The sequence below is a fragment of the Paenibacillus sp. FSL H8-0283 genome (genome assembly GCF_045040675.1).
Taxonomy (GTDB): Bacteria; Bacillota; Bacilli; order Paenibacillales; family Paenibacillaceae; genus Paenibacillus; species Paenibacillus amylolyticus.
In genome coordinates this window covers 196,290-217,997 of record NZ_CP150295.1, presented here as the reverse complement: position 1 = coordinate 217,997, position 21,708 = coordinate 196,290, and the positions used below count along the sequence as shown (strand labels likewise).

18 protein-coding genes and 1 other RNA gene are annotated in these 21,708 nt (G+C 46.6%); 1 reads left to right on the top strand and 18 read right to left on the bottom strand.

The genetic code is table 11. From position 1 onward, the window contains the following. Positions 1 to 69: 69 nt before the first annotated feature. A complete protein-coding gene (locus MHI52_RS01045) occupies positions 70 to 3,243 on the top strand; it encodes an alpha-mannosidase (RefSeq protein WP_405158275.1) in 3,174 nt (1,057 codons plus the stop codon). Between the two features lie 117 nt (positions 3,244 to 3,360). Here the strand turns inward: MHI52_RS01045 and MHI52_RS01040 are convergent, their stop codons facing one another. The 18 genes from MHI52_RS01040 to smpB form a co-directional block, all read right to left on the bottom strand. After that, the gene (locus MHI52_RS01040; RefSeq protein WP_405158274.1) at positions 3,361 to 4,215 is read right to left on the bottom strand and encodes an aldo/keto reductase; all 855 of its coding nucleotides are present in this window, start codon (positions 4,213 to 4,215) and stop codon (positions 3,361 to 3,363) included. A gap of 165 nt (positions 4,216 to 4,380) precedes the next feature. Beyond that, a complete protein-coding gene (locus tag MHI52_RS01035) occupies positions 4,381 to 5,625 on the bottom strand; it encodes a macrolide family glycosyltransferase (protein ID WP_405158273.1) in 1,245 nt (414 codons plus the stop codon). Between the two features lie 181 nt (positions 5,626 to 5,806). Further along, a complete protein-coding gene (locus MHI52_RS01030) occupies positions 5,807 to 6,256 on the bottom strand; it encodes a hypothetical protein (RefSeq protein ID WP_127546376.1) in 450 nt (149 codons plus the stop codon). 382 nt (positions 6,257 to 6,638) lie between these two features. Continuing rightward, positions 6,639 to 7,892 (bottom strand): mechanosensitive ion channel family protein, encoded by a 1,254-nt coding sequence (locus MHI52_RS01025; protein WP_405158272.1) that lies wholly within the window; start codon positions 7,890 to 7,892, stop codon positions 6,639 to 6,641. Positions 7,893 to 8,040: 148 nt separating this feature from the next. Beyond that, positions 8,041 to 8,682 carry a polysaccharide deacetylase family protein gene (locus tag MHI52_RS01020; protein WP_405158271.1) on the bottom strand — a complete coding sequence of 214 codons (642 nt, stop codon included), beginning with the start codon at positions 8,680 to 8,682 and terminating at the stop codon, positions 8,041 to 8,043. Positions 8,683 to 8,727: 45 nt separating this feature from the next. Next, positions 8,728 to 8,853, bottom strand: a complete 126-nt coding sequence (locus MHI52_RS01015; protein ID WP_405158270.1) for a hypothetical protein — start codon at positions 8,851 to 8,853, stop codon at positions 8,728 to 8,730. A 26-nt stretch (positions 8,854 to 8,879) separates the two neighbouring features. Next, entirely contained in the window at positions 8,880 to 9,755 is an 876-nt protein-coding gene (locus MHI52_RS01010; protein WP_405158269.1) for a carbohydrate ABC transporter permease, read from the bottom strand. Between the two features lie 15 nt (positions 9,756 to 9,770). After that, positions 9,771 to 10,640 carry a carbohydrate ABC transporter permease gene (locus MHI52_RS01005; RefSeq protein WP_017691225.1) on the bottom strand — a complete coding sequence of 290 codons (870 nt, stop codon included), beginning with the start codon at positions 10,638 to 10,640 and terminating at the stop codon, positions 9,771 to 9,773. Between the two features lie 144 nt (positions 10,641 to 10,784). Next, positions 10,785 to 12,098, bottom strand: coding sequence for an extracellular solute-binding protein (locus tag MHI52_RS01000; protein ID WP_282319728.1), 1,314 nt, complete (start codon positions 12,096 to 12,098; stop codon positions 10,785 to 10,787). Between the two features lie 172 nt (positions 12,099 to 12,270). Further along, entirely contained in the window at positions 12,271 to 14,034 is a 1,764-nt protein-coding gene (locus tag MHI52_RS00995; RefSeq protein WP_405158268.1) for a response regulator, read from the bottom strand. Next, complete coding sequence (locus MHI52_RS00990; RefSeq protein ID WP_339285006.1) at positions 14,025 to 16,046, bottom strand: sensor histidine kinase; 2,022 nt, start codon at positions 16,044 to 16,046, stop codon at positions 14,025 to 14,027. Before MHI52_RS00990 ends, MHI52_RS00995 begins: the two co-directional genes overlap by 10 nt. Before the next feature lie 633 nt (positions 16,047 to 16,679). After that, complete coding sequence (locus MHI52_RS00985) at positions 16,680 to 17,042, bottom strand: hypothetical protein (RefSeq protein WP_210110274.1); 363 nt, start codon at positions 17,040 to 17,042, stop codon at positions 16,680 to 16,682. A 108-nt stretch (positions 17,043 to 17,150) separates the two neighbouring features. Next, a complete protein-coding gene (locus tag MHI52_RS00980) occupies positions 17,151 to 17,858 on the bottom strand; it encodes a uracil-DNA glycosylase (RefSeq protein WP_405158267.1) in 708 nt (235 codons plus the stop codon). A 131-nt stretch (positions 17,859 to 17,989) separates the two neighbouring features. Continuing rightward, a complete protein-coding gene (locus MHI52_RS00975; protein WP_340983769.1) occupies positions 17,990 to 18,916 on the bottom strand; it encodes a metal-dependent hydrolase in 927 nt (308 codons plus the stop codon). Positions 18,917 to 19,394: 478 nt separating this feature from the next. Then, positions 19,395 to 19,967: a zeta toxin family protein gene (locus MHI52_RS00970; RefSeq protein WP_340983770.1), complete on the bottom strand. Its 573-nt coding sequence runs from the start codon at positions 19,965 to 19,967 to the stop codon at positions 19,395 to 19,397. After that, a complete protein-coding gene (locus MHI52_RS00965; RefSeq protein WP_017691232.1) occupies positions 19,960 to 20,157 on the bottom strand; it encodes a hypothetical protein in 198 nt (65 codons plus the stop codon). The genes MHI52_RS00970 and MHI52_RS00965 overlap by 8 nt, the downstream gene beginning before the upstream one ends. 87 nt (positions 20,158 to 20,244) lie before the next feature. Beyond that, positions 20,245 to 20,609: a transfer-messenger RNA gene (gene ssrA / locus MHI52_RS00960) on the bottom strand. A gap of 587 nt (positions 20,610 to 21,196) precedes the next feature. Beyond that, positions 21,197 to 21,679, bottom strand: a complete 483-nt coding sequence (smpB, locus tag MHI52_RS00955) for an SsrA-binding protein SmpB (protein WP_036674736.1) — start codon at positions 21,677 to 21,679, stop codon at positions 21,197 to 21,199. Positions 21,680 to 21,708 lie beyond the last annotated feature (29 nt).

Below are 21,708 nucleotides of genomic sequence, written 5' to 3'. Positions count from 1 at the left end.
GCTTGCAGTATTATCACTCCAACAACGACTACAGCCTGTACTTACTACAAACCAAGGTGGGAAACCAACATGAAAATGAATTCCTTATATACTCGAATCCATACCATTGTGAAACACTTGGAACGTGCACGACTAACCTCAAAGACATATATCCCTGAGCTTTATCATAAAGAAAGTGGTTACCACTCCTGGGAACTAGTGCATGAGGACCCTTCCTCCTGGAACGTATTCCGTAAGGGTGATGGCTGGGGTGGCAAAGATGTACACAGCTGCTTTAAAACCCGCATTCGAATCCCGGATCATCTGGAAGGAAAAAAGGTCGTGTGTACCATCGTTACTGGTGCTGATGACATCTGGAATTACGATAATCCGCAATTCTTAGCATTCCTCAATGGGGAACTGATCTGCGGTCTAGACGTGAACCATACGGAAATTGACCTGACACCCGCTGCGGCAAAAGGTGATGAATTCGAACTGGCATTATATGCGTATTGCAGTACGTCTGCCGCGGATGTTTTTCTAAATGTATATATCGCCGAGCATCATCAGCAAGTCTCCGATTTGTATTACGATCTCAAGGCTGCGCTGGATGCTGCGGATCTGCTGCGTGAGGATGATCTGGAGCGCCTGAAGTTGGTCGAACATCTGAATAAAGCCGTGAATTTGCTGGATTTGCGCCAGGAAAACAGCGCAGAATTCCATGCGTCGGTACTGGAAGCGCGCCGATATCTGCAAGATCATGTCTATGGTGATATCCGCCCTGCCGGTGATCACATCCCTACCGTGCACTGTATCGGACACACGCATATCGATGTGGCATGGCTGTGGACGCTGGATCAGACTCGGGAGAAGGTCATTCGTAGCTTCGCGAGTGTATTGTATCTGATGGACAAGTTCCCGGAGTATACCTTTATGTCCTCTCAGCCTCAGCTGTATGCATACCTGAAAGCAGACTACCCGTCCCTATATGAAAAAATCAAAGAAAAGGTGGCCGAAGGCCGCTGGGAAGCGGAAGGTTCAATGTGGCTGGAAGCCGATTGTAACCTGATCTCGGGCGAGTCCATGATCCGTCAGATTATCTATGGGAAGCGTTTCTTCAAGGAAGAATTCGGCGTGGAGAACCGTGTGCTCTGGTTGCCGGATGTATTTGGTTATAGTGCAGCGATGCCGCAGATTATGCGCAAGAGCGGCATTGATTATTTTATGACAACCAAAATTGCCTGGAATGATACAAACCAGATTCCAAACGATACGATGTACTGGCGAGGAATCGACGGATCAGAGGTCCTGACCCACTTTATCACAGCAACAGACTATGACAAACACCCTGATTTCAGGCAGCGTCGCTTCGAAACGACCTATAATGGACGGTTTAATGCTTCGCAAGTGAAAGGCACGTGGCAGCGATACCAGAACAAAAACATCAATGCAGATGTCCTGCAATGTTTCGGATTCGGAGATGGCGGCGGTGGACCAACTGAGGAGATGCTGGAGCATGGCAGACGACTTGATGTTGGATTGCCTGGTGTACCCGCGGTGAAACGTACCTTTGTACGCGAGTTTTTCGAGAAGCTGGAGCAAAATCTGGCTGATGTTCCTTCCGTTCCTCGCTGGTCGGGTGAGCTGTATCTGGAGTATCACCGGGGTACCTATACTTCCATGGCGCGTAACAAACGGTACAACCGTCATAGTGAATTTGCGCTGGCCGATGCCGAGCTGTATGCCATGATTCATCGACAGGCGAATGCACAGGCGGCCTATCCAACCGATGCACTGGAGCATGCATGGAAGCTGACGATGCTGAACCAGTTCCATGATATTCTCCCGGGCAGCTCCATTGAGCAGGTATATGTGGATTCCAAGGAGCAATATGAAGAAGTTCTGCGTGTCACGGATGAGCTGAAAGACAGTGCGCTGAACGGCATTGCAAGCCAAATTACATCTGATGGCGAAGCCATTGTAGTATTCAACACGACCGGATTTGTACGGACGGATGTGGTTGAACTGCCTGCTTTTGCGAGAAAAGTAACCGTCTATGATGGAGATCGCCCTGTACCAAGCCAGCAGACTCCCGAGGGAGGCCTCGTGTTCCTTGCAGAGAACATGCCTGCATCCGGGTATAAATCTTTCCGAATCACACCAGATCTAACAGACGAGCTTGTCGCGGGAGTTTCGGTTGCACAGTGGGAAGCAGATCGGCGCCATATCCACACACCTTGGTACGATATTCACCTGAATGAAAGTGCCGAGTTCACATCCGTATGGGACAAGCTGGAGGGCCGTGAGCTGCTCCAGTCTGGCAAGCGTGGTAACGTGTTGCAAGTGTTCGAGGATCGACCTGCGGAATACGAGGCATGGAACATTGACGATTATTATGAACAGCATATGTGGGAGATTAATGACCTGCAGTCGCTGGAGTGGGTTGAAAGTGGGCCGGTACGTTCCGTGCTTCAAGTGAAGCGACAGTTCCTGGACTCGGTCATTGAGCAGACGATCATCTTCTATGCGCACACGCGCCGGATTGATTTCCGTACGTTTGTGGACTGGAAGCAGGAGCATTTGCTGCTGAAAGCCGCCTTCCCGCTTGATATCTGGAGTGAAAAGGCCGTCTACGAAATCCAGTACGGCAACGTTGAGCGTGCTACCCACCGTAATACGAGCTGGGATCAAGCCCGGTTTGAAGTATGCGGGCAGAAGTGGGCCGATCTGGCGGAGAACGGGTACGGTGCTGCTCTGCTGAACGACTGCAAATACGGATATGATATTCATAACTCGGTGATGCGACTGTCGCTGATCAAGAGCGCAACGTACCCGAATGAAAATGCCGACAAAGAGCAGCACGTATTCACCTACGCGCTCTATCCGCATCAGGGCGACTTCCGTGAAGGACGTGTCATCCAAGCTGCTTATGATCTCAACCGTCCGCTGGTTGCCCGTGAAGTAAGTCCGCAAACCGGTACGTTGCCGGGAACATGGTCAATTGCATCGGTCGATCAGGATAATGTCGTGCTGGAGGTTATCAAAAAAGCCGAGAACAACGATGATATGATCATCCGAGTCTACGAAGCACATGGCCGCCGCAGCCGTGCTTCCCTGCAATTGCCTGAGGGAGCAGGTGTTACGGCGTACGCGTGTGATTTGCTCGAGAATAACGAAGCGGAATGCGCCGTGGAAAATGGTCGAATTTCTTTTGATATCAAACCGTATGAGATTCTGACCTTCCGTATCCCTGCTGAACAGTAAACAGAAATTACGCAACATGAAAAACTGCAACATTGCTTAATATGCTTCAACAATAAAGCAATAAAGGGCTGCCTCCTGTCATATCTGACATGAGAGCAGCCCTTCATTTGTCGTTCTTTAAAATTCTTCGTACTCGCTTGGGTCCTGATCCCACAACCGTCCATCTGGACGATTAAATGCAGAGATGACCTGCATCTCTTCTGTGCTCAACTCAAAATCGAATATATCGATATTTTCCTGTTGATGCTGCAAGGAGCCGGCTTTCGGAATGGGAATGCAACCCAGCTGAACATGCCAGCGCAGAATGATCTGGGTTGGCGTTTTGCCATGCGTTTCCGCAATCCGAAGAATGTTCTCATCCTTCAGAATATCCTGTACGGCATCATTGCCACGTCCAATCGGACTCCAGGATTCGTTCACGATGCCATGCTTTGTATCCTGTTCCCGCTGATCGGCTTGGTCAAAGAACGGATGCAGCTCAATCTGATTCAGACTCGGCGCTATCCCCGTTTCCTTAATCAGCCGTTCATTGTGCTCAGGCAGGAAGTTGCTGACTCCAATGGATCGGATATATCCACGTTTTTTGGCTTCGATCAGTGCTTGCCATGCCTCCACATACATGTCCTTTTTCGGATTGGGCCAGTGAATCAGATACAGGTCGTAATAATCCAGATCCGCTCTATACAGGGATTCCTGGATCGCCACAAGTGCTTTATCATGAGCGTGATAACGCCCCGGCAGCTTCGAGGAAATGAGCAGTTCTTCTCTGGCGATGGAGCTTTGTTTGATTGCTCTGCCCACCGTTGCCTCATTCTCATAGTTATACGCAGTATCAATTAATCGATAACCCGCATCCATTGCGGAGGCGATCGATTTAACACCTTCTTCACCTTTTAAACTATAGGTACCAAATCCAATTGCAGGCACTTTCAAGCCATCGTTCAATGTATATTCCGGAATTCGATGATTCATCTGAAGACTCTCCTTTGCAAAAGGTATACGAACAATATGGTAAAAATAATGCCCCTCTCCGTTTATCTACCCCTCCATACGCGCTTGAATCAATTGGAAGTCACCACTCCGTTTTAGTCGGGTGACGGCTTCCTCTTCTAGCTCTCATGAAGAACGGTCTCCTTTTCATTCAAACGAAGAGATGGGCGTGGCCGATAACCGTTGATTGCCTATAAAGTTCTTAATAGCCATAGCAGCCTGCTTATACCCGCCAGCATCGCGTAACGTTTTCCCAATAACCTCAGCATGCTCCTTGTAGGAGGCATTACCGAGCACTTCTAATACTGCGTTTCTAAGCACATCGGGTGTAAGGTTATTTTTGTCCACGATGACCCCTGCTCCCAACTCCTGTACCCGGCCTGCTACACGCGGCTGATCCGATGTTAACGGAAGCATGATTAATGGTACATTGTAATACAAAGCTTCGCTGGTACTGTTCATGCCTGCATGTGTCAGAAAAGCATCTACACACTGCAACACTTCCAGTTGAGGGACATAGGGTCTTATGATGAAATTGTCAGGAATGAGATCAGCAATGGGCTCTATATCGGTATCCATCCCAGAAGATAATATAAACTGCACAGGCAAATTACGAAAGGCCGTGAAGCAAAGCTTATAAAAATCAAGATCCTTATTTAAAATGGTTCCCATCGAAATATAAACTGCCTGTTTGTAAAGAGCATACAGAGATTCGTTTGCAAAGCCTGGCGCATCCTTGCGGGGGATAATAGATGGGCCAGTGAATACAAAGCTGTCATCCATCTTCTCCCCCATCGGTTGAAAATAACGACTTGTATACACAATCTTCAGTTGTCCTGAATGCTCTAAAAGTTCCGCCAGGGAAGGTACAGCCACATCGAACTGGGAAGCTATTTGCTGGGACACTTCCACGATGCTGTTATATAGCTCCTTGACCTCCTCCGTATCATCATTCAGTTGATTGTCTGACCCAAGAGGCTCCACAAAAACAAAGGTGCTGGTTGAGCATACCGTTGGTATACCTAGCTTCTCACCTAGAATTTGTCCTCCCCAGCCTATGATGGAGTCAAAAATGATATAATCGTAGGTTTCATGTTCGATCAGATTCAGAACATCTGGAATAAACCGTTGAATAACTTTTGCCAATATCATATATAAAAATTGGTAAGGATGCTTGAGTTCAAATGGCTTCATACCAGGGTTGTTGAGCAGGGTTGCCTCGTTGAAGGAATAGGCCTTAAATTGTGCGCCTAACGCTTCAATCTTCGTCCGGTATTTTTCGGTACAACAGTAAACCACTTCATCACCGTTCTCTACCAGTTCCTTGATTAATCCAAGCGACGGATTGATATGGCCTTCTGCAGGGATCATCACAACTAATACACGTGCCACGGCACTCACCTCCATTAAATTTTCCAATGCACTCAAGTGGGGGATATGGTAACCCATTCTTCCAGACCATTGGCTTGAATAAATAAAACTCTACTACCTCATTGAGGCGGTAGAGTTCCTATTCATGAGACGGAAGCATTAAAGTCTACGATACCTAACGTTTTTTACTCTCACGAGCTGGTCACGGCACCCAGACATCCCTTTTATAAAAGGTTACGCTGTAAGCATCGGTATCGCTGTATCGTCCATCTTTGCTTATCACTTTAAAATATACATTATTGTAGTCGACAAGAACTGTATCCGCTCCTGACGTATTCGTAGAAGAAGCAACCAAATTTCCAGCGCTGTCATAGGCGTACAGATCGTAATCATAGCCGGAAGGAGAACCCAGCACGACAGATTTGCCATGCCCTCTGAATGTAAAGTAGTCTACATCTGTCGGGGATGATAGATAAGACCAAGCACTTCCACCCCAGTAAGCCGGACCGTAGGGAGTGGCCACCGTTTGCGTTGGGATTTTATACGCGCTGCTCAAAGTGTCATTCGACTCGTAATTATCCGCCAAGGCCGTACCCACAATCGATCCTGATAAAAGCGTCACCATAATAGCAGAATACAACGTTTTCTTCATTTCATTCTCCCTCCATTTCTTTTGAAAAGTTAGCACGCCAAAGAGACTTCATGCTTTTCCCTCGTTCATAGACACGCCTGATCAGAAAAAGCTCCAAATCACCCCTTTCAAAATATGGAATTAATTAGATTATAATGTAAAGAAATACATATTGTCTACTTGTTTTTGCAGACATTCTGTTTTGTTATCTTGCACTGAACCCTATCCCATGAACTGACCGTCAGTCTCATAAATAAAGCACTTGGATCTGTTCCTGTAATTTTAAAATTAGCCAACTTGTTAAGACTCCACGTATCCTCACCCATGGCCGAATTGGAGGGGCATCCAAACGTAAAAACGACCACCAATATGGTGGCCGTCACATCTATTTTGATAAATCTTCTTAATATTCTCGCGAGTATTGCTTATCCTCTTTCAGTTGCACAATGTCATGTCCGGTTGGATTCTGGAAGGCCCGTAATCCAAATGTTGACGCCACCGCGAAGATATGGTCAAAGATATCCGCCTGAACGTTCTCATATACACCCCAGTTAATATCATTGCTGAATGCATAGATTTCCAGAGGCAGCCCGCGATCTTCCGGTGCTAATTGTCGCACAATCATCGTCATATCTTTATTGATTTTTGGATGATTCCTCAAATATTGATGGATATATTCCCGGAATACACCGACGTTTGTCAGTTGTCTGCCGTTCACGTTGCTTTCGGTATTCACCTCGTGCTCCATGTTGTATGCTTGAATTTCCTTTAATTTTTCCATGACATAATCAGTCAGGTAGTGAATTTTCTCAAATTCAGCCACCATCTCTTCCGTACAAAAACGGATACTGCTGATATCAATATAGATACTCCGCTTAATTCTTCTGCCGCCGGACACCTGCATCCCTCTCCAGTTACGGAACGAATCCGAAATGAGGGCATAGCTTGGAATCATCGTAATCGTTTTATCAAAATTCATAACCTTTACCGTATTCAATGTAATGTCGATGACATCACCGTCCGCATTATACTTTGGCATCTCGATCCAGTCACCAACGCGTACCATATCGTTCGACGATAGCTGTACACCCGCCACGAGGCCCAGGATCGAGTCTTTGAATACGAGCATTAATACCGCCGATAACGCCCCAAGTCCACTAAGGATAATGAGCGGGTTCTGTCCGATCAGGCTGGAGATGACGATAATGCCCCCGATAATGAACAGGACAATCTTGGCTACCTGAATGTAACTCTTGATTGGGCGAATCTTCGACACCTCATAGGTACGATAGATATCATCGAATACATTCAGCAGAGCATTCAGAACCGTAATCATGATTACAATCATATAGGTCATTGCTGATTTTTCAATTATGGCCTGATAGGGCGAGAAAATATAAGCAGAATAATAGATTATAATGGCTGGCACAAGATGCGACAGCTTCTGAAATAAATTTTTCTGAACCACAATATGGCCCCACTTGAAACGGTTGTTACTTACGATACGATGGACCGTCTTCAGTACCACTCGCTTAGCAATCACATTCGCCAATATCGAGATCACTGCTATAAAAATAATCATAATGATGTTTGAAAGATAACCAATGGAGGGTCCACTCATGCCGAGTTCTTCTAGTTGATTTCTGATAAAGTCCATTGTTTCCTCCTGACATAATCTAGTTTAGCCTATTATTATAAAGTAGTTTGAGAGGGCAAGCAAAGTTTGTGCCTCCACTTCATTCTTCCTATGTATTATATATATTAAAAAAAGACCCTGTCATTCAAAGAATGATGGGTCCACTTAATTATGTCGTCTTTATATCATGATCACGAGAAATGTCTAACAACTCACTCACCGTCACCAAACGGTACCCTTCCGCGACCAGTTCCTCCACCAGCACACGAACCGCCTCCACCGTCTGGGAACGATACCCGTACCCGTCATGGAATATGAGCACGCTGCCAGGTTTCGCCGCAGACCGGGTATGCTCCAGAATGTGCTCAACACCGGGATTGTCCCAATCCCTCGCATCACCGTTCACCGCACCAATCGTACGATATCCACGCTCCGCCGCCAGAGATAATATATCATCGTTTACGCCAAAATACGGCGGGCGGAAGCAGCGGGCAGGTTGCCCCGTAACTTTTTGAACAAGATTTTCCGCGCGTTGCAGCTCTTCGCCAGCTTCCTCCAGCGTCAACTTGGTCAGATCCGGATGCGTGTACGTATGGTTGGCGATCTCATGCCCTTCACGGTGCACCTCCGCGGCAATCTCCGGGTGGTTCTCCATCTCTTGGCCAATCATGAAAAACGTCGCCTGCCCACCGGCACGCCGGAATATCTCAAGCACTTGAGGTGTATAGACCGGATGTGGCCCATCATCAAACGTGAACGCCACAACCTTTTCCCGAACAGACTCCTGCTCTACCATCGCGATATTGACCATACTATAATGACCCCTCTCTGAAACTGACTGGCTATATACCCCTTATTATTCCATGACCACAGGCTCCGGTCTAGTCCAGAGATCACACCTTGCGAAATCCCGAATCAAGTCGATATCTACCAGAAAGAGAGTACAAGCAAGCGAGCGAGCAGCAAGCCCTTCTACCGCCACGCCCTCCAGTCCAGCCCAGCCTCCAGCTAACCTTTAATTGCACCTGCGATCATACTCTTCTGCACCTGTTTGTTCAGCAGCAGATAGATGACCACCGTTGGCACCGTCGTAATCATCAGTCCAGCACCAATGATACCCCATTGCGTAATGTACGTTCCCACCATCGACATCATGCCCACCGTCAATGTCTGGTAAGCCGTGTTATTGATAAACGTGACCGCAAACATCAGCTCATTCCAGCAGGACAGAAATGTGAAGATGGCTACCGTTGATATAGCCGGGGTTACCAGAGGCAGAATAATAGAGAAAAACGTCCGGTATATGCCGCAGCCGTCGATAACCGCCGACTCCTCCATCTCTCTTGGGATACCTTTGAAAAAACTGCCCAGAATGAATACAGCCATCGGAATGCCAAATGCCACATAGGGAATGATCAGAGACCAGTAACTGTTGAGCAGGCTCAGATTCTTCAAAATAATAAACAATGGCAGCAGCGCCGCATGAATCGGCACCATCATGCCCAGCAAAATAATCGTCATCGTCAACCCGCTGAGCTTCCAGTTCATTCTTGTGATTGCGTATCCCGTCATGGAGGACAGGATCAGTACCAAGACAATGGAGGCCGCAGTAACCAGCACACTATTCATAAAATAGGTCAGCACATGGCCGTCAGACATTGCTTTGGTGTAGTTGCTCCACAGAAACGCTTTGGGCAACCCGGCCACATCACCGCTGAAAATCTCACTGTTATCCTTCAGGGAAAACAGCGCCAGCCAGATGAGCGGGTAGATCTGCACAATCGCAACGAGGATCAAAAACGCTTGCAGGAACACTTTCCCGATCGGTCCGGAGATGGACCTCGACTTGGGCTTTTTTTGCAACATGACTTCTACGGTACTCATGCCTTATGCCTCCCTCTACTCCGTTTTGAACAATGAATTAATGAGGATCGTACACACCAGACACTCCACAATGATAAAGACCGAGATCGCACTGCCATATCCGTACCGGAACGTATCAAAAATGGTAGCGTACATCAGCGTGCTTGGCACTTCAGTGGTGTAAAATGGCCCACCACCTGTCAGCACATAGATCAGGTCAAACACCTTGAATGCACCGATAACCGAAAAAACAAGGCTTACCTTCAGAATCGGCTTCATCAGCGGGATCATGATGGACCACGCCGTGCGAATACGGGAAGCACCATCCATTCGAGCAGCTTCGAGTACATCCTGAGACACGGACTTCGCACCTGCATACATCAGCAGCATGTGATACCCCACGTACTGCCACAAGGTTGGAATAAAAGATGCCGCCAGTGCGGTGTCCTTCTGCCCCAGCCAGTCCTGCGCCAGGCTGGATAAGCCGATACTTTGCAGCAGCACATTCAGCAGGCCGTAATCGGCATTGTAGATTTTTGACCACAACTGGGCAATAACCACCGTCGAGATCAACACCGGGATGAAATACACGGTCCGGTAGAAGCCTTCCCCCTTGACGTTGGACGCCAGAATCAGTGCGAGCACCAGCGAGATCGGCAGTTGAATGAACACCGAAGCACCTGCGAATAACAGGGAGTTTTTGATTGAATTCAGTACCCGGGTATCCTTAAACATCTCTACATAGTTGTCCAGGCCGATAAATGTACCCCTGCCTACGCCGTTCCAGTCCAGCAGACTGTAATAACTGGAGACAAAGATCGGAATAAGCACAATGCCGCAGAACAGAAGCAGCGTGGGCAGTACAAAGACGGCTATCGTACCCTTATTGGAAAATACAGAGTTCATTGTTGTTCTCCTCTCAAAGGCGTGACCGGGATATTCCGGACCACGCCTTGTTTGGGTTCATCTTCATTGTTAGCAGGCTTCAGCTTGGCAAGCTCAACACGAGCTTACACGTGTATGGATTATGCGCATATTAGCCTGCGCGATCTACAAGCTCAGCTCTGTTGGTTTGAGCTGTGCCATCTGTTTGCAGAACTCCTCCGGTGTTACATCGCCGGCAAGCAGCTGGGCAATCAGATTTTTGTGCGCTTCGGCAGACTCCGCTGGCAGAATGTTATCCCACCACGCGATGAATGAGGTCGCCGTTTTCATAATATCTGCCGCAGACAAATCTAGGGAGGACAGGCTGGACGTGTCGAGTGTATCTGTTTTCCAGCTTGGCAGGCCGGCTCCAGCCAGGAAACCTTGTGTACCAAGCTGCTCGCTCAGATACATGAGGAATTCCACGGCTTCCTTCGAATGCTTGGTATTCTGGTTGATGTAGAAACCATCGACGGCTCCGCCGAAGATTTCGGTATTTGTGCCTTTGCCATCCTCAAACACTGGGAACGGAATCACTTTCACTTTGCCTTTGACTGCGGAGGACGGGTCCTCAATTCCTGCATTCACCCAGTTGGCCTGGAACATCATCGCCCCGTTGCCTGCATTAAATGCCCCCAGCATCTCGTCATAGCTCATGCTGAACATGCTGCTGTTGAATGCTCCTGCTTGTGCAAGTTGCTGCATTTTAGTCGCAGCGGCTACAAAGTCGGGCGAATCCCATTTCGACGGATCTTTAAAGGCTTCCATCACCGCAGCATTGCCTGCCTGACGCATCGCAATAATGTCGTACCAGTACATGCCCGGCCAGCGATCCTTTTCTCCAATCACAGCCGGGGTTATCCCCGCCGCTTTCAGCTTGGAGACCGCATCCAGCAGTTCGTTATAGGTGGTCGGAATCTTGGCACCCGCCTGCTCGAACAGTTCCGTATTCACGTAAAGGTTGGCGATATGTGTGTACACGGGCAATGTGTAGATTTTGCCGTCCATATTGATGGCCTCCGCCATACCCGGACCCATTCGTTCTTTGATATCGTCCGTCAGGTAACTTGAGATTTCCAGCACATTGCCGGATTTGATGTACGGCTGCATGAAGCTGCCGCCGCCCATGCCATAGAACAGGTCTGGCGCTTCACCAGCCGCAATCGATGTTTTGACTTTAGTTTTATACTGTTCTCCTGTCGTGCCCGTACGTTCAACCTGGATGTCCGGATGCTCGCTGTTCCATTTCTCAACAATCTCGGGCAGCAGCTTGGCCGAAGGATCGGTATTGCCAACCGATTGATCCCATAGCGTCAGCTTGATCTTGCCATTACTTTCCCCCTGTGTACCACCGGATGAACCGGATGAACATGCCGCCAGACTGCTTACAATTCCCAGAGTCAGAATTAGACTTGCTGATTTTTTTAATAGCGCTTTCATCTCTATGGACCTCCCTATGTGTTTTAGTTCGTTCTAGCCCATATTTTAGGCGAAATGTGCGTTGTTCTCCATTTAGAAAACAGGCATCGATTTGTAATATTCGAACATATGTGGAATTGGAGAGGGGGTGCGCTCACACCTTCTCTACACTCCCGGGTTTACATCTCGTTTCTCAGGTTTTTACATTCCGATATTCGTTCATGGACCGACCGATATGTTTTTTAAACAAGACGCTGAAATAATGTGGGTCCGGGATGCCTACCTGCTGCCCGATCTCATACCCCTTTAAATCGGTCTGCTTCAGCAACGTTTCGGCCTTTCTCATACGAAGCTGCGTCATATATTCCACAAATGTCTGCCCGGTTTCTTTTTTCATCAGCCGGCCCAGATGGCCCGAACTTACGTAAAAAGCAGCCGCGGTGCTGGAAAGCCCCACTTCCGCATTGCCCATGTTCTCTTCAAGATAAGCCATCACCCGGTCGATCAGATTACCTTCCTTGGCCTGTCGTTTGGCTTGTATGACATCCGATACCGTGCGGACATGTTGCTCCAACATGCTTTTTAGTTCAGGCAGATGACCTGCTGTAAAAATGGCCGCAACGGCCTCTTTGTTCAATGCGTACTCTCCCTCAAGCTGTTGCTCTATGGCGGCACGCTGGCACTCCGTAACCACATCCATGGCTGCCATCCGAAACTGTGAAACGTCCGAGAACGGCACAGACAGCATACGCTCCAGCAACAATACGGCTTCTTCCCCCGCACCAACACTGACGTAAAATTGCAGTTGTTGGAGCAACTGAGCATCCGAGTGGTAGGGCCTCTTACCGCCTTCGATGACCAGATCCTCGAAGCAAATAACCTGATTTTTCCCCACAAACGCCTGATAATCGAGTGCACGACAAGCTTCCCGGTATCCCACACAGGCCCTTCCCCATCCTGATTGCCATTGCCCAATCCCTACGGTCACATCAACTTCACACCCTTTGAGCTTAAGTGTATGTTGAAGTTCTTCCTGAAGCTGTTGCACCTGATTGGCAAATTCCGTATCCTCACCAAATGAGAGCACAACTATCCGGTTATGCGGGTCCATGATGATAATGGTTTGCGAATCCTGCGGATAAAATGCCTGCACTTGCTTCATGCCTACCATTCGCAGCAAAATATGTATTTCCTCAGCGGGTTGTCGGTGGGCTTCTGTCTGATGCTGGCTTAAATGGAGTTGATCGTGTTGTTGTTGTTGTTGAGACCCTCGTTGTGCTTGGTGTGTTTGGAGTGTTTGGTGATATGGTTCGGACAGATGTGGATATACCTCTGGTGCAGCTATCTTCGCTTGCGGTACAGCAACCTCCACCTCCATTACTGCGATGCGTGATCCTGGTTCACCAGATGAGATAGGAATGCCAAAGAAACGCGCCTTCTCTTGTAGTTCGTCCTCAGGCATCACATCACTTAACCATTGATTCACAAACCTCTCCCTGAGATAAGGCAAGCTCTGCTTCATCTCCTCCCGCAGCTTCATCAGCTCGTACTCACGCCCCATCTCCTGCTCGATTGCCACTCGCAGCTTCGTCGTAACCTGTAATAATTCAGAAGCACGGATGGGTTTCAAAATAAAATCGGATATGCCCAGCTTCACACTCTGACGAGCATATTCAAATTCATCATGTCCCGTCACTACCACGATTTTTATGTTTGGGTAACGCTCCATGAGGATGCCGCTCAGTTCAATGCCGTCCATCTTGGGCATGTATATGTCCGTGAACACGATGTCCGGGCGCAACAGCTCGACCTGTTCCAAAGCCTCTGCAGCATCGGAGGCCTCTCCAATGATGCTCATGCCTTGCTGCTCCCAATCGATACGCATGCGCAGCAGATTACGGATGAGGTACTCGTCATCCACAATCAATACCTTTAATGGTTCAATAGTTAATTCCATGATTCATCGGCTCCCTTCGGGATCGTTATGATAATGGTAGTTCCTTTTCCAACCTCGCTCTGCAACTTAAGTCCATCTTCTCTGTCATAAAAAATGCGAAGCCGCTCCATCGTTCCCCATAAGCCAAAGCTTGGATTGTGTTTAGCGTTATAGGTAGGATTAGAAGTGTTAGATGGGTTAGATGAGTTCGAGCGATTAGACCTGTTCATTTCTGTTCGTTGAATCTGCTTCACTTCTTCCTCGGACATGCCGACTCCGTCGTCAGTGATCGTTAGAAGTACTCCCTCCTTGGATCGACGAGCTTGGATGCGTATCGTGCCCGGGCTGCCTTTGGGACGAATACCGTGATACAGCGAATTTTCCACCAACGGCTGGAGCACAAGCTTGGGAATCATCACTCGTTCACAGCCTGAATCGATATCGTACTGCACCTCAAATACACCGGGGTATCGCACCTGCTGGATCGTCAGATAATTGCGTACAATCTCAACCTCCTCGTGCAGTGTAATCAGTTCACGCCCTTTGCTGACACTCAGCCGATAATAACTTCCGAGCGCTTCTAACAGCTCACATACCTTCTCGTTCATACCCGACATTGCCAGGGAGGTAATGGAATCAAGTGTGTTGTATAGAAAATGCGGCTTGATCTGCGCCTGAAGTGTATTCAGCTCTGCTCGGCGGATCGTCTGCTGCTCCTGAATGATGCGTTTCAACATCTGCTCAATCTGCTCGATCATCTGGTTGTAACCTCCATATAGCTGTGCGAATTCGTAACTGTTCAGCTCAACCGTCACTTTGCGGAAGTTGCCGCTTGGTGCTTTCTGCATGGAGCGAAGCAGCTTGTGAATCGGCTTAATGACGCTGCGCGAGATGATGAATGAACTGACAAAAAAGACAGTCCCGTTTACCGCCAGTAGGATCAGCGCAAGCATCACCATGGATTTATTGCGGGTATCGGTAGCCTGGTATGGGCTCATGCTGATGAATTTCCACTGATCATCACCAGACGAACGATAGGTAACCGCATATTCCTGACCACCTGATTGCAAGGTGATGAAGCCGGAGGATTGCTCTTGAAATGTTTGTTTTAACTTGGCCTGATTGGCCTCTAACATCTCGTGCATCCCTTCCTGTCCAGAAGCCACAGATATGGATTCGCCGGATACAGCAGGCACGGCCTTCTTTCCATCGGTAGCGTTGGTTGCAATCACCCGCTGATGCTCATCCAGGATGGCCACCTGAAATGAATCCGGTGCAGACAGGTTGGCATAGGCTTGAGCAATGGATTTTCCCTTGATGTTCATGACCAGAAATCCAAGTGGAGACGTATCATCCAAATCTCGAATGAGGCGAATAAACGAGACCACCTCTTGCCCATCATTCTCCCCCGTTGCCGAGACTCCGCTGTCGTTGTTGCCACCATTCAGCCTGAGCAGATATCTTCCGTTATGCTTCAGTGCCTGTTCGTACCACGGCGCTTCCTTCACATTCGCTTCCATAAACGTGGGCCATTCCTGTGTACCAACCGAGAATCGGTGCCCCGAATTATCGTAAATATATACTGAATCGATAATTGGAACCGCTTGCATAAGATTGGTCAAATACGCGCTGACCTTGGACTGTGTCTGTAAATTGGAGTACACATTGCCCTGCCGCAGCAGGTTCTGCAAGTTGGGATCGGAGAAAATCATTTTCGAATAATTGTTCACGTTCTCGATCATCAGATTAACGTTGGTCTCAATGGATGTAATTGTCTGCAATGATGCTTCATTGATCTTTCGTTGCGCGTCATTTTCCGAGATTCGATTCAAAACCAACGCACTAAACGCCACCGTTAGCAGAATAATGACAAAGTAGGCAAACGGAATTTTAAAAGCGAGTGTCTTGGGCTTGCGTTGAATGAACGCTTTGAAACGGGGAGTCCAATTCGTCTTCATTGCGCTGGTGTTCGCTTTTGCATTTGCGTTTGCTTCTGCATCGCTCTCAATATCTGATTGGGCTGTTGCTTTCACTTCTATTTTTCATCCCCTTCTGTTACTTCTCTTGCTCCTTCATCTGTTGTTGCATCTTTGGCTCTTTGATTCACTGTGACCCTCCTTTGGTTCCGATGTGTGATGGGTTTATCGGTTGTGATCGGATGACCTGTTGTGATATCCACCACTCTCTCGGATTTTATACAATTGTATATTATAGGACTGTGTATGGAGCAGGCTCAATTCTTTTTATCGCTTACGGATGGCTTGACTGAGTGAAGTGAGGCTTTGGGGATCTGATCGTGGTGAATGCTGCGGGTAGGGGCCCCTAATTGGAGCCGCAAGAAGTACTGCTTTATAAAATGTTGGAGGTACAGATAATAAGTTGTGGTTTGTGCCGGGTGGAGAGAGAAGCGGGGGAGAGACGGAGGATCTGAGTACACAAAAGAAGATGGTAAACGTCTACCTTGATATGGCATACTTTTGAGCAAGATTACAATATCTACGGGCATAATCTTACTACTTACAGAGTGTTGATCGAGTGGTTAAGGCTGGGAAGTCCAATTATGGTCTTCTCGTATGATGAATTTAAGTGGGGAAAATGTTGGGGGCAAACTGCCCTCGGGCAGGACAAGTACAGAGTTCGTTATGGTAAGAAACAGCGAATCGTGATCAAAGCGAGAATTCGGTAACGCCTTTTTTGGAGGCATATTTCAGCGTGTAGCTTCCTTCTGTGCCATATGGCATCGTAGCGATTTGGATGCGGGTATAATCCAACCGACTCTCTCTCAGCACTTTTTTAATCAGCGCTATGCTCCGATCTTCGTCCGTTACCACACAGAAAATGTTCATTACATATTCCTTCGGATCAGCCACACGGCTGCCCAGGTCACATCCATCCACCTCTCCCAACTCCGCCTGGGTCAGAACGGTTTCCAGATATTCCATCACCTTTTCCTTCAACCAATGATCTCGTTTGCTACCCTGCGCGCTCTTCAGTGGATATTGCACCACAAGCCAGTATTTTTCACTCATTTAGCTTCACCAACCAATCTTTATATGATAGGGCATTACGTTATGTGGAGGGCACTTGGACGATAAGGTGCATATGTTATGCCTTACACTCCTCCAGTTCAAAATGGGCTAAATAATTGACCTTACTGCTTTTTGGAATTGTACTGCCCTTCCATTTGCAGGATGAGGAACATGGTGATGTTTAATGAGTTGGGAGCTTAACGTGTCTGCTGACTTTCTGCCAATAGCCACGATCTGAGCATCAGGATTCAGTTGCATAAGCTGTCTGGCAAACGGCAAACCATCCTCCAACTCTGCCAAAGTCGGCGTTCGATTCGTCATCCTGTTTTCGGCAGATTGATAAGGATGAAAGGGATAGATGTTCCAAAATATAAAGTCCGTTGGTTTCCACCTTGAACTGGATAACACTTCACCCCATATGATGGATGCTGTCGGTTCTGCGAATCCATACAGCGCCTGACTCCGGTTAGGTTTGGCGATATTGGGCAGGCTTGTTCGAACACCCGGCTCGCCTGAAAAAATCATTTGGTGATTCACCAGCGAGTGATTCCCGGTAACCATTCGCTCGGACGTCAAAGGTACGCCGGAGAACCTCGCCCCTTGATATCCCACAGCTTCAGCAATAAAAATGTACCGAGCCTTGGACATTCGTGGTTCCAAATACCTGACCAAATGTTCCGAGCGAATCTTCACCGCTTCGGGGCCGATATCATAACCCGTCACATAATCTCTCCAAGGATTAATCACATTTATTGGCGAGACATATGCTTGTATGCCTGCAACAAACTCGCGGATCTGTTGCTGCGTTTGGCTCATGCTTTTTTGCCTCCTTTGGGAGATTACTGAGTATATCGGGCTTGCATCAGCTTATTTTACAAAGATTATAGCATAAACAGAAAAACCACCAACCAGAACGCTGGTTGATGGTGGATAGAAACTGTAGAAAACTATTGTGGTATAACTTCTTCCCACTGACCATTGGTGGTTTCTTTGTAGGTAAAAATGTTTCCATCATACTTTCCCTGAATAAAGTTAGAACCCGTTTCTTTCCATTCCTTAGTAACAGATAGGACAACTTTAGAATTCTGTGAATTTATTAAAATGTATTTCCCTCTTGATAAATTAATCTCAAAGGCTACTGGATAAAAATCGTACCAGAATAGTTTGTCTGATTTCTCTCCCAGTATACCCGCATCACCAACTTTAGAGAAATGAGGACTGATGACTCGAAACCTGAACTCCAACCACTTTCTGGGATCTAAAGGAAATTCGTAATGACTATTGGGCTCCACTATAATATATGACTTTTCAGGAACCGGATGTTGAACTTGAACTTTCTGCTCGATTATTTCTTTCGATATTACTCGAAAAACTAAATATACCACTATAAATAGTATCGAAGTAATTACGGGTAATTTAGGCTTGTTCTTCAAAAAAACACTCAATCCAAGACCAATAATTAACGGAAACCATATCCATGGATCTCCCAATGTAATGGCTCCCATAATATATGATTTATCGCTAAAGGGATAGAATGCTGGTAAATCATGTCCCATATAGTCTAAAAATAAGTGTCCAAACAAGACAGACAAAATAGAAGATCCCCAGATTAATTTGAAACTTGTCTTTTTATAGAACAGTTTTGTCAAATATGCTATTCCTAAAGCTAAAAGGGGTGTAAACAATATAGAATGGGACCACGGAGCTACACTTCTATCCCCAAAAATATCAGGAATTATTCCACACAGAGCACCCGAACATAGACATATCATAAGATTTTTCCATGTATCCCTTGGATAAAAGCAGTATGCAATTACCGCCCCAAGAAGAGCATGTGATAGAACATGAAAAAACAAATATAAATACGGATCCAAAATAACTACTCCTTTACTCTATTATTATAAATATTGTATTTAATGTTAAACATTATATATTATTTTTTCATATAAAAGACCTGAGAGTCGAACCTCTTCCAAAGGTCTGCGGGGAATAGTCTCCGTTTGGATGTATCCAATCTACTTTCTTAGATCCCACAACAATTGTTGGTTCGTATGTACTTTCTCTTATCATAATTTGGTCTAGCTAAAGCAGGCTATAGATACCTATATACGTTTCAGAACCTAAATGTACCTGATATACTTTCTGGAAGCTACTTTCGACCTATATATACCTTGATTTCCTCCATTTATATAATTTAGGTTATTATATCATAAAATAAAAATCCACCAACCAGAACAATGGTTGGTGGATTTTGCTTACTTTAATGGAGGCAAGGGGAGTCGAACAATTGTCCGAAGATAACGACACATAAGCTTCTACGGGTTTAGTCACAGTTTTGATGTCACCCGAGTATCAGTAACCCACAAGAACAGGATTAGCCCAAGCAGGTATGGACTCAACACAATAGATCAAATTACTCTGTATGACTTCTGCAACAATTAAAGGCTCGTATGTATTATCAATGATGATAACCTGATCTGCGATGGCTAGAGCCGCTTTAAGATTCTTCAATGACTGGCCATATCGATAACGAATGTCTTCTTCTGCAATCCAATGTCCACCTTGTTCAACACGAGAGGCTACACGATCTATATGCATTTGAACATCCTCAAGACCGATATAATAAACGACAATTTCATAATTGTTTTCTTTTGCTATTTCCATATGTTTTAAAACAAATGATCCGGACAATGTCGTTTCAATAGCGAAGTTTACACCACTCTTAATGAGAGATCGGATTCTTTTCACAGCTTCCCTACCAGCAGACAGGTCAGCACTACGCGGATTCTCTGGCTTCAACTCTCTTGCAATTTGATCCGGATCAATCAGTTCAACAAGCCACTCTCTCATTTGCATGCTGAGTGTACTTTTCCCTGCTCCATTGGTTCCAGCAAACACAGTCATAACTGGTCTGGTTTCACTCATGATATTCAAACTCCTGGCGTTTCCCAGTAGCATCAAATATAATTTCGAATTTATTACCCGCAGCATCCTCACGAACACGTTTGTTGTTCTTTATATAATAAATAGAGGCACCTGATTCTTTAGCTTGTTTCCGTGCATGTTGATTTGCTTTTTTTAAAATTTCTTGGAGCTGTTCTCGATTTTCAAACATCTTGAGTCCCCCAATCTAAATTTATGCTTATTATATCATAAACATAAAAACCACCAACCAGATTACTGGTTGATGGTTTCTTGACTCTAATGGAGGCGAGGGGAGTCGAACCCCTGTCCGAAGATAACGGCACATAAGCTTCTACGGGTGTAGTCACAGTTTTGATGTCACCCGAGTATCGCCCCGTAACCGGCTATACGTTGGGTCAGCCTGATTGTCTTCTTCAGCACACCCCAGGCGGAGATGTGACAGCGTATCCCACTACTAGTTAGCCCCTATCCCTGTCACATGGGCGATGCAGGGTAGAAGCACGCACACAGTTTCTTAGGCTGCGAAAGCGTAGTTTGTTTGTTGTTTGCCGTTTAATAGGCTTTAGCGTTGATAAAGCGGACGCGTCCCCACTACCCGCTACCCATGCTCGAACTATCCCCGTCGAATCCATAAACGCCCCCTCAATGAAGAAGGGCTCCAGGATTAATCCGTGAATACGGAGCAAAGGTGCTATACATCTTTTTCCTCCAAGGTAAAAAGATGCTTCTTTCAAACTCGGCATTCCTGTCTGCTACATGAGTAATCATAACACAGGACACATCACCGAAATAGTACAGATTGCTGGAAGACATTCCAGCAGGCTGAGCATGTGTACAAGGTTATACAATACAACAGGCTCAATCGTCTACATATTATACCGCGTCACTAATCGGAAGTAAAGTTTCCCAGATCGGATCACGAACAACTGCACCTAAGTATTTTACCCACTACCCTGACAAACTACGCAACATGTGATAATTTAGATTCATCACCATACTTAGCTCCATGCTCCTAGCAATGTACTTAATCACACACAACAAAAATCAGCCAACTGCATACTTCAGCTATTCACATCAAATCACCTTCCCCACTACAAATAAAAAAGCCTCAATCTTGCCCATTGCAGGACAAACCTTGAGACTCCTTAACTCATACATCAATTTTCCTAACTTCATCACAAAAACTAACTTATACACTTAAAGTAAAGTCTTTACGCCCAGCGCTCCACTTAACGCGCAACCTTCTGCTTCTCGCGCAGTACCCGTTGGATATCACGTTGAGCATCGCGCTTCGCGGCAGTTTCACGTTTGTCGTATTGCTTCTTACCTTTACCCAGTCCAAGCAAAAGCTTTGCATAACCATTGCGGATATAGATTTTCAGCGGCACAATGCTGTACCCATCCTGTTTCGACAGCCCGAGCAGCTTGTGAATCTGCACTTTATGCATCAACAACTTACGCGTACGTGTCGGATCGAGCGGATTATTTCGGTTCCCTTGTTCAAAAGGACTAATATGCATATTGTGAATATGAATCTCACCGTTTCGAATCGTGGCAAATGCATCACCAATATTCGCACGGCCGTTACGAAGAGATTTGATCTCCGTTCCGGTAAGCACCATGCCCGCTTCATACGTATCTTCAATGAAGTAGTCATGGGAAGCCTTTTTATTCTGTGCGAGCACTTTACTCTGTCCATCATTCTTGCCCATGTCCTCACTCCTTCTCCGTAAAATAAGCC